This is a genomic window from Micromonospora sp. NPDC049081, assembly GCF_040648835.1.
Taxonomy (GTDB): domain Bacteria; phylum Actinomycetota; class Actinomycetes; order Mycobacteriales; family Micromonosporaceae; genus Micromonospora; species Micromonospora antibiotica.
This window is the reverse complement of sequence record NZ_JBEZEK010000017.1, coordinates 46,366-58,698: the sequence shown is the minus strand read 5'-3', so window position 1 is coordinate 58,698 and position 12,333 is coordinate 46,366. Positions and strand designations below refer to the sequence as shown.

Sequence of the window (12,333 nt, the reverse complement as noted above, 5' to 3'; positions counted from 1 at the left end):
CGCACCAGGGGGAGGACCAGCGATGAACATCGGTGCCGTGATCCGTCGGGTGCGCGCCCACAGCGGGCAGTTCCTGCTGCTGGCCGCGCTGACCCTGGTGATCGCCCTGCTCGTCGGCGGGGTGCCCCGGGTGGTCAACCGGCTGGCCGACCAGGGCCTGCGGGAACACCTCGCCGCTGAGCCCGCCGCCCGCCGCGACCTGACGTACGCCACCCGCCCCGGCGTCGACGCCCCGTCGGTGAGCAGCCAGGCGGCCGAGCTGGACACGCTCCAGCAGCGGATGCCCGCCGACGTACGGGCCGCCGTGGCGCAACGGTGGTACGCCGCGCAGACCCCCGAGGATCGGGTCACCGGCCCCGACCTGGCCCGGGGCAACTACCTGGTGCACCTCGGCCTGCGGGCCATGCCCGGGGTCGAGACGGCGGGCACCCTGGTCGAGGGACGCTGGCCGGACGGGACGGCCGCCGCCGACGCCCCGGTGCAGGTGGCCCTGGCCGCCGACATCGCCGGCCGGTTCGGGCTACGGGTCGGCAGCCGGCTCACCCTCGCCCCGCCCGACGAGGAACACCCGCCGACCCCGCTGACCGTGGTCGGGTTGTTCCGGCCCGTCGACCCCGCCGACGGCAACTGGGACACCCTGCCCTCGGTGCTGGAAGTGGCCGAGCCGGAGGGGGACGGCCAACCGTTCATCCTGGTCGGGCTGGTCTCCGTCGCCGCGCTGGACCGGCTGGCCGTCGAGGACCACCCGGTGTCGTTCACCTGGCGGTACCGGCTCGGCGCGGACGGCATGGACGTCCGGCGCATCGACCAACTCGTCGACGGGGTGCAGCGGCTGGTGCGGGCCAGCACCGGCACCGGCACGGAGCTGACCCAGGGGGTCGACGTCCCGCTGCGCGAGTTCGGGCGGGCGGTCACCTCGGCCCGTACCCTGCTCGCCGTCATCGCCGCCGGGGTGTTGGCGACACTCGCCGGGCTGGTGGTGCTGGCCGCCGCGTCGACCGTGCGCCGACGCCGCACCGAGTTCGCGCTGATCCGGGCCCGGGGCGGCGGGGTCACCACCGGAGTGCGGCGCAGCCTCGCCGAGTCGCTGCTGGTCGTACCGCCCGCCGCCGGGTTGGGCTGGCTGCTCGGCGGCCTGCTGCCCGGTGCGCCCGGCGACACCGGCCCGCTCGCCGTCGGCGCGACCGCCCTGGTCACCCTGGCCCTGCCGGTGGCGACGCTGGCCGTACCGTCCGGGGTGGTCGGGCGGCGGGACCTGGGCCGGCTACGGCCGTCCGCGCGGCGGGCCACCACCGAGGCCGCCCTGGTGCTGCTGGCCGGGGTGGCGGTGGTGCTGCTGCGGCGGCGCGGGCTCACCCCCGGCACGGTGGACCCGCTGCTGGTCTCGGTGCCGGCGCTGGTCGCGGTCGCCGCCTCGGTGCTGGCGCTGCGGCTCTACCCGTGGCCGGTGCGGCTGGCCGGGCGGCTCGCCGCGCGTACCCGGGGAAGTGTGGCCTTCCTGGGCACGGCCCGCGCCGGTCGGGCGGCGGCGGCCACCCCGCTGGTCGTGGTGGTGCTCGCGGTCGCCACCGCCGCCTTCTGCGCGGTGATCGCCACCGGCATCGAGGACACCCGCGACGACGTCGCCACCCGGGCGGTGCCGGCGGACGCGCTGATCCGGGGCGACCGGCTCGCCCCGGACACCGGCCCGGCACTGGAACGCCTGACCGGGGTGCGGGCCGCCACCGCGCTGGCCGACGAGTCGGCGCAACGCCTGGCGACCGACGCCGACGGCACCGACGCCCGGCTGCGCGACACCAGCGTGCTGCTGGTCGACGGCCCCGGGCTGGCCCGCACGGCACGGGCCGCCGGCCGGGACGTCCCGGTGCCCGGCCCGCTGCGCGACGCCCGGCCGGGCGGCGGACCGCTGCCGGCGGTGGTCTCCCCGGCGGTCGCCGCCGACCTGGCCGACGCCGGGCTGCGGTCCGCCTTCATCACCGTGCAGGGCCAGCGGTACGAGTTCACGCCCGTCGACACCGTCGTCGACTTCCCGCTGGCCCGACCCAACACCAGCCGGTACGTGGTGCTGCCCTGGCAGGCGCTGCCCCCGCGGGACAGCCCGCCGGTGCCCACCGCGTTCCTGGTCGCCGGTGACCGGCTCGACGCCGGGGTGCTGCGGCAGGTCGGGGACGAGGGACAGCAGCGCTACCAGACCGGCGGCGCGGTGACCGGCCGGGAACGACCCCGGGGCGTGGTGGTGCAGACCTGGTCGCAGACCCGGCTGCGGCTGGGCGGCGGTGGCGCGAACGGGCTGCTGGCGTTCGGGTTCGTCGCCGGGGCGGTGGCCGGTGGGGTGCTGGCCCTGCTCGCCGTCGCCTTCACCGTCCTCGCCGGGGCCCGCGCCCGGGGTGAGGTGCTGTCCCGGCTGCGCACCCTGGGGCTGTCCCGCCGGCAGTGGCGGGGGCTGCTGCTGGTGGAGCTGGCCCCGCTGGTCGGGGTGGCGGTGCTGACCGGAGCGCTGGTCGGGGTGCTGCTGCCGGTGCTGCTCACCCCGCTGCTCGGGCTCGCCGCGTTCACCAACGGCACACCGGTACGGGTGGGTTTCGCGCCCGGTCTGGTCGCCGCCACGGTCGGGCTCGGCGCGGTCGCGCTGGGCTTCGCCATGGCGGTGGAGGCTTTGAACAACCGTCGGATGCGCCTCGGCGAGGTGCTCCGGCTCGGAGAGGAGAGCTGAGATGACCACGACCGCCCAGAACCCCGTCGTACCCGACCTGGCGGACCTGCAACGCCGGGCGGCGCAGCGGGCGGCCGAACGGGCCGGCGGGCAGGACCGGCTGCGCGGGCACATCGTCTGCGACGGCCTGGTCCGGATCTTCAAGACCGAAGGGGTCGAGGTGGTCGCCCTCCAGGGGCTCGACCTGGTGATCGACCGGGGTGAGCTGGTGGCGATCGTCGGGGCCTCCGGCTCGGGCAAGTCGACCCTGCTCAACATCCTCTCCGGGCTGGACACGCCGACGGCGGGGATCGCCCGGGTGGCCGACTACGACCTGCTGGCGCTGTCGGCCCGCCGCCGGTTGCGCTACCGGCGGCACACCGTCGGGTTCGTCTGGCAGCAGACCGGCCGCAACCTGCTGCCGTACCTGACCGCCCGGGAGAACGTGGAGCTGCCGATGCGGCTGGCCCGGCGCGGCGGTGGCGGCCGGGCCCGCCGGCGACGGGCCGACGAGCTGCTGGACCTGGTCGGGGTGGGCTACTGCGCGGACCGGCGTCCCGGGCAGCTCAGCGGCGGAGAGCAGCAGCGCTGCGCGGTGGCGGTGGCGGTCGCCAACGACCCGGAGGTGCTCTTCGCCGACGAACCGACCGGGGAGCTGGACGAGGCGACCGGCGCGGAGGTCTTCGCGGCGCTGCGCACCATCAACGCCGAACTGGGGGTGACCGTGGTGGTGGTCACCCACGACCACGCCGTCGCCGACCAGGTCCGCCGCACCGTCGCGATCCGCGACGGCCGGACCGCCTCCGAGGTACGCCGGACCGCGCGGATCGGCGCCGACGGCAGCACCGAACTGGTCAGCGAGGAGTACGCGGTGCTGGACCGGACCGGCCGGATGCAGCTCCCGGCGCCCTTCGTGGCGGCCCTGGCACTGCGGGACCGGGTCCGCCTCGATCTCGCCCCCGATCACGTGCAGGTCCGCCCCGGCGACCAGACGCCGGACCAGAACGGGAGTGACGCATGAACGAGCAGGTTCCCGCCGTCCGGGCCGACACGACGGTCGTCCGGGCCGCCGACGCGGTCACCGACGAGGTGGTCCGGGTCGAGGGGGTGAGCCGGACGTTCGGCCGGGGGCGGCACACCGTGCACGCCGTCCGCGAGGTCTCCTTCACCGCCGCCCGGGGTGAGCTGGTGGCGGTGCGGGGCCGTTCGGGCGCCGGCAAGACCACCCTGCTGAACCTGGTCGGCGGGCTGGACCGACCGGACACCGGCCGGGTCCGGGTGGCCGGGCACGACGTCACCGGTGCCGGCGAGGCCGAGCTGCTGCGGCTGCGCCGGGGCACTGTCGGGTTCGTGTTCCAGACCTTCGGGCTGGTGCCGATCCTGTCGGCGGCGGAGAACGTCGGGGTGCCGCTGCGGCTGGCCCGGGTCCCGGCGGCGGAGCGTGAGGAACGGGTGGCGGTGCTGCTGGAGCTGGTCGGTCTGGGTGGCCACGCCGGTCAGCGCCCGTACGAGCTGTCCGGTGGGCAGCAGCAGCGGGTCGCCGTGGCCCGGGCCCTGGCCAACGAACCCGACCTGCTGATCGCCGACGAGCCGACCGGTCAGCTCGACTCCGAGACCGGCCGGGCGATCATGGACCTGCTCCGCGCGGTGGTGCACGCCCGGGGGATGACCGCGCTGGTCGCCACCCACGACCCGGCCCTGATCGAGGTGGCCGACCGGGCGCTGACCCTGCGCGACGGCCGCCTGGTCGACGACTGACTGGCAGAGGTGGGTCGGATTGGCCGGGTGACCCGTTCCCACATCCGCACCGTCAGAGGGGGAGTTTCATGCCCTCGTGGCTGGCGACGAAGCCGAGGCGCTGATAGAAACGGTGCGCGTCGGCGCGGGACTTGTCGGTGGTGAGCTGCACCAACCCGCAGCCCCGCCGGCGGGCCTCGTCGATCGCCCAGGTCATCATCGCCTGGCCCACCCCGTGCCCACGCAGGTCGGAGCGGACCCGGACCGCCTCCACGAGCGCCCGTTCCGCGCCGTGCCGGCCCAGCCCCGGAATGTAGGTGAGCTGGAAGCAGCCGACGACCTCCCCGGCGCGCTCGGCCACCAGCTGCTGGTTGCGTGGGTCGGCGGTGATGGCGGCGAACGCCCGCTCGTACGCCTCGTCCACCCCGGTGTGCTCGCGTGCCCGGCCGAGCACGTCGTCGGCGAGCAGGGCCAGGATCGCGGGCAGGTCGTCCCGGACCGCCTCGCGGAGGATCACGTCGGTCATGACCGGCAGCCTGTCACAGCACCCCGCCCGGTCGCCGGGCACAGGTGGGTGTCCCGGCCTGCGGGTCGGTCGTCGGACGCCCGGCGGGCGGCGGTGGCGTCCGGGAGGCAGCATGGTGCGGCATGAAGCTGTTGTTGCCGTTCCGGTGGGTCTACCGGGGCCTGGTGTACTTCGCCAACTCGCCCCGGACGCTGATCACGTCGTACCTGCTGATGATCGTGGTGGCCGGGGTGATCTACGGCCAGGTGGAGCACCGCAGCGCCGCCGACGCCGTGTGGTGGGCGGTGGTCACCGCCTCCACCGTCGGCTACGGCGACATCTCCCCGACCAGCTGGCAGGGACGCGTCCTGGCCGCGCTGCTGATCTCCACCATGGTGCTGCTGGTCATCCCCCTGATCACCGCGCACTTCGCCAGCCGGCTCATCGTCGACGACGACGCCTTCGAGCACGTCGAGCAGGAGGAGCTGAAGAACGACGTGCGTCGGATGCGGGCGCTGCTGGAGGAGTTGGCCGCCCGGCAGGGCATCGAGCTGCCCGAGCTGCCACCGCCGCCGGCCCCACCGGACCACGCGACCCTGGTCAGGCAGCGGCTGCGCGGACGCCGCAACCGCCGCTGACCACCGGCAGCGACCCCGAAACCCGGTCGGAGCAGCGACCGTGACGTGGTGGGGTCGGCGACCGTCGCCCGGAGGGAGCGTCCGTCGCCCGGCGGGAGTTGTCCGTCGCCCGGAGGGAGTGTCCGTCGCCCGGAGGCGGCGTCGCCGGGTCAGCGGGCGGGGCAGCGCAACCCCTCCCGGGGGACGGTGAGCGAGATCAGGTAGGCGTCCACCGCCTCGGTGATGCAGGCGGTCTGCGGGTAGGCGGTGTGCCCCTCGCCCTCCCAGGTGAGCACCCGGCCGACCCCCAGCATGTCGGCCAGCCGGGCCGTCTGCTCGTACGGCGTGGCCGGGTCACCGGTGGTGCCCACCACCACGATCGGTGGCGCCCCGTCGGCCCGACCGGTCGGGTACGGGTCCCGCCCGCCCGGCCACTCGACGCAACCGAACATCCCCACCGCCAGGGCCGGCCCGAACAGCGGGTACTGCTGCCGCCACTGCGACTGCAACTGGCGGATCTGCGCCACGCTGGGCTTCTCGGTCTCGTCGGCGCAGTTGACCGCGAGGTTGGCGTCGAAGAGGTTGGAGTAGTGCCCGTCCTCGCCCCGCCCGGCGTACGAGTCAGCGAGCTTGAACACGTCGGTCGGGTCGCCCTCGTCGAGCCGGTCGATCGCGCGGGCCAACTCCTCCCAACCCGACTCGGTGTAGAGCGAGGAGATCACCGCGTAGAAGACCCACCCGGAGGTGGCCTCCCGCCCGTCGGCACCGCGTACCGGGGAGACCTTCGCCTTGTCGATCGCCGAGGTCACCGCACCCCGGGCGTCCGGGGCGATCGGGCAGCGGCCGGCATTCGCCGCGCACCACCGGTCGAAGTTGTCGAACGCCCGCTCGAAGCCCCGGGCCTGGCTCTCCGAACCGGCCACCAACTGCTGCCGGGGGTCGACCGCACCGTCGAGCACCAGCGCCCGGACCCGCTGCGGGTAGAGCTGGGCGTAGGTCGCGCCGAGCAGGGTGCCGTAGGAGTAGCCGAGGTAGGTGAGCTTGTCGTCACCCACGGCGGCCCGCACCGCGTCCATGTCCCGGGCGGCCTGCTCGGTGCCGTAGAGGGGGAGCTGGTCGCCGTACCGGTTGCCGCAGCCCTGGCCGATCCGCCGGTTGAGCGCCTGGTAGGCGTCGAACGACTGTTGGCTGCGCGGGTCGGGGTCGTAGCCGAAGCTGGCGTCCAGGTCGGCGTCGGAGATGCACTTGACCGGGCTGGACCGGGACACCCCGCGCGGGTCGAAGCCGACGATGTCGAACCGGTCGGTGACCGCGGCGGGCAGCCCCCCGAAGGACGGCCCGAAGGACAGGTAGACGGCGGTGTCCACGCCGGAACCGCCCGGCCCACCCGGGTTGATCACCAGGGAACCGATCCGGTCCCGTTGTTTCGAGGACCGGGCCCGCAGCAGCGCGATCTCGAAGGTCTCGCCGCTGCCCGGTCCGGTGGTCGCTCCCGTCCCGGCACCCCAGTTGCGGGGCACCGCGATCCGGGCGCACTCGTAGCGCATGCCCGGGGCACCCCGGCCCACCAGCTCGTCGGCGACCTCCGGGCAGGCCCGCCAGGCGGGCGTGTCGCCCGGTGCCGCCGCCGACGAGTCCTCCGTCCGCGGGGCGAACGCCGGCATGGTGCACCCGGTGACGAGCAACGCGCCCGCGACGAACCCGGCCAGGGCGAGCCGGAACCGGCGGTTGCGGCGGGCGGTGCTGGTCACCGGCGAACCTCCATGATCGGATAGCAGTCAGGCTACGCCCGGGTGCCGGCGTCCGGCGGCACGGTCGCCGCCGGATCGCCCCGGAGCACCTGGTCGACGTCGAAGCGCACCGGGCGGTCGAGCTGGTCGTAGCGGCAGGACCGGGGATCGCGGTCGGGCCGCCAGCGGACGAACCGGGCGGTGTGCCGGAACCGGTCGCCCTCCATCGCGTCGTAGCCGACCTCCATCACCAGCCCGGGGCGCAGCGGCACCCAGTCGAGGTTCTTGCCGCCCGTCCAGCGGCTGACCCCGCCGGGGATCCGCTGGCCGCGCTCGTGGTCGCCGTGCACCCACGGGTGCTCCCCGTCGCCCTCCCGGTAGGGGGCCAGCTCGTCGAGCAGCTCCTGCCGGCGGGCCATGGTGAACGAGGCGCTCACCCCGACGTGGTGCAGCACCCCGGCGTCGTCGTAGAGGCCCAGCAGCAACGAGCCGACCACCGGCCCGGACTTGTGCCAGCGGAACCCGGCCACCACCACGTCGGCCGTCCGGGCATGTTTGACCTTGGCCATCAGCCGCTTGCCCGGCTGGTAGGTCAGGTCGGCCGGCTTGACGATCAACCCGTCCAGCCCGGCACCCTCGAACACCTCGAACCAGCGCCGGGCGGTCTCCGGATCGGTGGTGACCTGGGTGACGTGCACCGGCGGCCGGACCCCGGCCAGCGCCCGCACCAGACGCTCCCGCCGGGTCGGGTAGGGCTGGTCGACCAGCAGCTCGTCGTCGAGGGCGAGCAGGTCGAAGGCGACGAAGTCGGCCGGGGTCGTCTCGGCGAGCAGGGCGACCCGGGAAGCGGCCGGGTGGATCCGCTGGGCGAGCTGCTCGAAGTCGAGCCGGGGCTGGCCGCCCGGACCGTCGCGGCGGATCACGATCAGCTCGCCGTCGACCGCGCACCGGGTGGGCAGCTGCGCCAGCACCTGCGCGACCACCTCGGGGAAGTAGCGGGTCATCGACTTGCCACCGCGGCTGGCCAGCTCGACCTCGTCGCCGTCGCGGAACACGATGCAGCGGAAGCCGTCCCACTTGGGCTCGTAGGTCAGGCCGGGATCGGTGGGCAGGCGGGCCACGCTCTTGGCCAGCATCGGCTCGACCGGCGGGTTGATCGGCAGGTCCACGGCGACAGTCAACCAGACGCCACCGACAGTGGTGAGGCAGATCACCGTCGGTCCCGGTCCGGCATGTCCCCGCGGGTACCGACCGTCCCTCGGGGGCGGATTCGTCTGCGCAGCTCAGAGCTACCGTCGCGGGGTGGAGTGGCGGTGTGGTTGCTGTGGGCGCTGGCAGGTCAGCGTCGAGCTGGTGCGGGGCCGGCACCGCTACCGCCTGGTGCACCGCTATCCGGCCCGCTTCGGCGGCGGCAGGAACGTGCTCGGCGAGGCGGGCACCGTCGCCGAACTGACCGAGCTGCTCCACCGGCACACCCCGCTGGACCTGGCCGACCTGCGCGAGGCCGGCTGACCCGCGCCCCGGCCGAGGCCCCGCCCGATCGAGGCTGCGTCCCACCCGGTCGAGGCTGCGCCCGGTCCCCGCGTCCGGCCGGGCCGCGTCCCGGCGGTCGCACGGTCGGGAGGTCGCACGGTCGGGAGGGCGACCGGAGGGTGGCCCGGTCACGATCGCTGCGGCAGGCTCGTCGGGGAACCGGGCGGCACGCGGGTGCCGCCGGTGGAGCCACGGAGGCGGCATGCGGTTCGAGACGGCGACCGAGATCGACGCGGACATCGACACGGTCTGGGCGGTGCAGAGCGACATCGACCGCTGGCCCGAGTGGACCGAATCGGTGCGGACCGCCCGCCGGGGTGAGGCCGGACCGTTGGTCCTCGGGGCCACCGCCCGGCTGGAGCAGCCCTGGCTCCGTCCGACGTCCTGGCGGGTCACCGAGATCGACCCGCCCCGCTGCTTCGTCTGGGAGTCCAGCACCCCGGGGGTGCACAGCCGGGGCGAGCACCGGATCGTGCCGCTGTCCGACGGTCGGGTCCGGGTGGAGCTGGCCCTGGTGCTCACCGGACCCCTCGCCGGACCCACCGGCCGGCTCGGCGGCCGGCTGGTGCGCCGTTACCTGCGGTTGGAGGCCGACGGGCTCCGGCGACGCTGCGAGGCCGGCTGAGCCGGGTGGGCGGCACCGCCGGTCGGGTCGCCGGGCGACGACATCGGCCATAAGCTGGGGGTGACCCTGGGGAGGCGCGGTGTCCGAGTTGACGTACCCCGAGGTGGGTGCGACCCGACGGGGGCCGCTGCCGGCGGGCTACCACCACCTGCGGCACACCGCCCCGATGCCGCCCGGCAGTTTCCTGGTCGCCGCCGAGGCGGTGCTGAGCTGGCGGCTGCACCGGGCGGCCGGGGTGCGGATGCGCACCGACGCGCCCCGGGCCGCGCCCGGGGTGCGGGTCACCCCGGGGCTCGGGCTGGGACCACTGCGGGTGTGGGGGCCGTGCGAGGTGGTCTGGGTGGCCGAGGGCGACCGGGAGGCCGGCTTCGGCTACGGCACCCTGCCCGGCCATCCGGAACGCGGGGAGGAGGCGTTCCTGGTCCGCTGCGACGCTGAGGGCAGGGTCAACTTCGAGGTCACCGCGTTCAGCCGGCCGGACCGCTGGTTCATGACCGCCGCCGGGCCCGCCGGTCGCGCCGTCCAGCACGGGTACGCCCGTTGGCTGGCCCACACCCTGCGCCGGCTCTCCCACCAGCCGACGTCATGAGCGACCCGGGGTCGCCTCGGTAACGCCCCGGTAGCCCCCGCATCGGCGTCACGGCGCACCGGGTCCCCGCCCGGCGGGGCGACGGTGGCTGGTGGGGAGGGGTCAGAAGCGGGCGAAGGAGCGGATCGGCATCCGGGGACCGAACCGGGGCGCCTGGATGCCGGCGACGGCCAGCAGCAGGCAGACCCGCCCCCGGTGACCCCGGAACGGGGCGAGCAGGTCGAGCATCCGGGCGTCGTCACCGCGCGCCTCACCGGCGAGCGCCCAGGCCACCGTGTTCGGCACGTGGTAGTCGCCGACGCTTACCGCGTCCGGGTCGCCGTACCCGATCCGGACCACCTCGGCGGCGGTCCACGGGCCGATGCCGGGGATCGCGGTGAGCCGTCGGGTCGCCTCGGCGCTGTCGACGCAGCGTTCCAGCCGGTCGGCGAGGGCGGCGGCCCGCCGTAGCGTGTCGGCCCGGCGCTGCTCCACGCCGAACGGGTGGAACACCCAGTACGGCGTCGCCGCCACGGTGGCCGCGTCGGGTGGCAGCAGCAGCGGCTGGAACGGGCCGGGCGCGGGCTCGGCGAAGTGCCGTACGGTCGCCGCGTACGCCCGGTACGCCTCCGTGCCGGTGACCTTCTGTTCGAAGACGGCGCGCAGCACGCGGGGGAAGAGTTGGCCGGTGGCGGGCATCCGCAGCCCCCGGTGCCGGGCGGCCAGTTCGGCCACCACCGGATGGGCGGCGGCCAGCTCGGCGAAGCCGGTCAGGTCGTCGCGCAGTCCGGCGACCGCGTCGGCCCGCTCGACCACCCAGTCGGCACCCGGCCCGTGGCCCTCGGCGACCAGTTCCCCCTGCCCGGGGCGCAGGGCGAGGGTGGCCGGCCCGGCCGGGGTGCGGGTGGCCCACCAGAAGGTGCCGGCGGCGATCCGCGCACACGGGTCGTACGGGCTGAAGGTGAGGGGCCGGACGGAGGCGGTGAACCGGTAGTCGGCCGGCGGTCGCAGCACCCGGCGTGCTGCCGGCTCGTCCCAGGTCACCCCGTCACTGTGCCATGCCCGGGCGGCCGGGTCACCCGGCCCCGCCCCGGCGTCCGGCCCCGCCCCGGCGTCCGGCCCCGCCCCGGCGTCCGGCCCCGCCCCGGCGTCCGGCCCCGCCCCGCCCCGGCGCGGGGCCGGGGCCGGAAATGGACGACACCGCCGACGCCCTGCGCGTCGGCGGTGCCTCCATCCCGGAGTGGACCGGCCGCCCGAGCGGCCGTGGGTGCGGGGTTGGGGGGACCTTCGATGGCGCGCGCCCGCTGGCGTGTGGCGCGTCCACCGCCCTCGTCCGCTCCGGGGGTTCGTGGGGGGAGGGTCCGGCGGGTGGTACCGCGACGCCGGCCCGGTGGGGGCCGGCGTCGCGGCCGGGACCGTGCGACGCTGCCGGTACGTCGAGGCCCTGGTGTACCGGTGGCCGGCCGCGCCCTCCCCGGCTGCGACCGGCCACCGTGTCCCGGCTGATGCTGGATCAGTAGGTGTAGTCGCCGCCGCTGCTGGAGCCGCCCGAGTCGCCGGCCGCCGGCGGGGCGACCGCCTTCGGCGTGCCGGTGGGCAGGCAGGTCAGGTTCTTCTTGCCGTTCGGGTCGACCACGAACCAGGTGCCGCCGACGCCCTGGCCCTTCCACTGGCCGGCCTTCTTGTCGCCGATGTAGCGGTAGACCGGCCAACCACCGATGGTGATCTGGCGGGTGCCGTCCTGGCGGGTGACGGTGCCGACCTTGTCGTCGGAGACGCCCTGGAGCTGCGGGTTGCCGTCGGTCAGCGCGGGCGGCCAGACCTGGGCGCACTTGTCGACGCAGTTCGACGACGGCGGATCGTCGGAGTCCTTGTCGAAGCGGTAGAGGATGAAGCCCTCCTGGTCCACCACGACCTGGCCCATCCGGGCGATCTTCTTACCGACGAGCTGGTCGGTGAGCTGAACGTTGGCCGGGGGCGGCGCCTGGTCGGCGGCGGGGGCACCCGAGGCGCCGGGGGAGGCCGAGGAATCCGGCTCGACCGACGCGGTGGGCTCGGCCGCGGCGACGGCGACCGGCTCGGCTGCGCTGGAGTTCGCTCCGTTGTAACCTGCGGGGGCGCAGGCCGTGAGTGCGACCACCGCGCTCGCGACGATGACGGTCGTCCGCTTGATCTTTGCCACGTGCCCTCCTCATTCTTGGTAGTTCACCGAGTAGTACGGAGCGTCCACTGTCAAGGTTGAACGATCTACAGTGGGCCATTTCACATCTGATTCGTTGAACCGTTCCGGCCGGCCGTACGTGTGCGCCAGCAGAGGCACCCTCCG

At 75.2% G+C, this 12,333-nt stretch carries 12 protein-coding genes; 7 read left to right on the top strand and 5 right to left on the bottom strand.

From position 1 onward, the window contains the following. The first annotated feature begins 22 nt into the window (after positions 1-22). The 3 genes from AB0B63_RS22700 to AB0B63_RS22690 are packed head-to-tail and all read left to right on the top strand — an operon-like array spanning position 23 to position 4,450. Positions 23-2,713 (top strand): FtsX-like permease family protein, encoded by a 2,691-nt coding sequence (locus AB0B63_RS22700; RefSeq protein ID WP_357021844.1) that lies wholly within the window; start codon positions 23-25, stop codon positions 2,711-2,713. 1 nt (position 2,714) lies between these two features. Beyond that, positions 2,715-3,713 (top strand): ABC transporter ATP-binding protein, encoded by a 999-nt coding sequence (locus AB0B63_RS22695; RefSeq protein WP_208569503.1) that lies wholly within the window; start codon positions 2,715-2,717, stop codon positions 3,711-3,713. Continuing rightward, entirely contained in the window at positions 3,710-4,450 is a 741-nt protein-coding gene (locus AB0B63_RS22690) for an ABC transporter ATP-binding protein (protein WP_244253117.1), read from the top strand. The genes AB0B63_RS22695 and AB0B63_RS22690 overlap by 4 nt, the downstream gene beginning before the upstream one ends. Before the next feature lie 52 nt (positions 4,451-4,502). Here AB0B63_RS22690 and AB0B63_RS22685 read toward each other — a convergent pair whose 3' ends face one another. Then, positions 4,503-4,955 (bottom strand): GNAT family N-acetyltransferase, encoded by a 453-nt coding sequence (locus tag AB0B63_RS22685; protein ID WP_357021839.1) that lies wholly within the window; start codon positions 4,953-4,955, stop codon positions 4,503-4,505. Between the two features lie 122 nt (positions 4,956-5,077). Here AB0B63_RS22685 and AB0B63_RS22680 point away from each other — a divergent pair, with 122 nt between their 5' ends. Further along, positions 5,078-5,572 (top strand): potassium channel family protein, encoded by a 495-nt coding sequence (locus tag AB0B63_RS22680; RefSeq protein ID WP_219468753.1) that lies wholly within the window; start codon positions 5,078-5,080, stop codon positions 5,570-5,572. 149 nt (positions 5,573-5,721) lie between these two features. On the opposite strand, the gene AB0B63_RS22675 is transcribed toward AB0B63_RS22680, so the two are convergent. Beyond that, positions 5,722-7,260 carry an alpha/beta hydrolase gene (locus tag AB0B63_RS22675; protein ID WP_357021960.1) on the bottom strand — a complete coding sequence of 513 codons (1,539 nt, stop codon included), beginning with the start codon at positions 7,258-7,260 and terminating at the stop codon, positions 5,722-5,724. Between the two features lie 74 nt (positions 7,261-7,334). Continuing rightward, on the bottom strand, positions 7,335-8,450 hold the full coding sequence (locus AB0B63_RS22670) for an ATP-dependent DNA ligase (RefSeq protein ID WP_357021835.1): 1,116 nt from the start codon (positions 8,448-8,450) through the stop codon (positions 7,335-7,337). Positions 8,451-8,583: 133 nt separating this feature from the next. On the opposite strand from AB0B63_RS22670, the gene AB0B63_RS22665 reads away from it, so the two are divergent. From AB0B63_RS22665 to AB0B63_RS22655, 3 genes are all read left to right on the top strand, one after another. Next, a complete protein-coding gene (locus AB0B63_RS22665; RefSeq protein WP_208569499.1) occupies positions 8,584-8,793 on the top strand; it encodes a hypothetical protein in 210 nt (69 codons plus the stop codon). A 223-nt stretch (positions 8,794-9,016) separates the two neighbouring features. Beyond that, a complete protein-coding gene (locus AB0B63_RS22660; RefSeq protein ID WP_357021830.1) occupies positions 9,017-9,439 on the top strand; it encodes an SRPBCC family protein in 423 nt (140 codons plus the stop codon). Between the two features lie 79 nt (positions 9,440-9,518). Beyond that, a complete protein-coding gene (locus tag AB0B63_RS22655; RefSeq protein ID WP_357021827.1) occupies positions 9,519-10,028 on the top strand; it encodes a DUF1990 domain-containing protein in 510 nt (169 codons plus the stop codon). A 102-nt stretch (positions 10,029-10,130) separates the two neighbouring features. Here the strand turns inward: AB0B63_RS22655 and AB0B63_RS22650 are convergent, their stop codons facing one another. Together AB0B63_RS22650 and AB0B63_RS22645 are read right to left on the bottom strand one after the other, a co-directional pair. Continuing rightward, complete coding sequence (locus AB0B63_RS22650) at positions 10,131-11,051, bottom strand: DNA-3-methyladenine glycosylase 2 family protein (RefSeq protein ID WP_219468764.1); 921 nt, start codon at positions 11,049-11,051, stop codon at positions 10,131-10,133. A gap of 469 nt (positions 11,052-11,520) precedes the next feature. Beyond that, positions 11,521-12,189, bottom strand: a complete 669-nt coding sequence (locus AB0B63_RS22645) for a hypothetical protein (protein ID WP_357021823.1) — start codon at positions 12,187-12,189, stop codon at positions 11,521-11,523. Between the last annotated feature and the right edge of the window lie 144 nt (positions 12,190-12,333).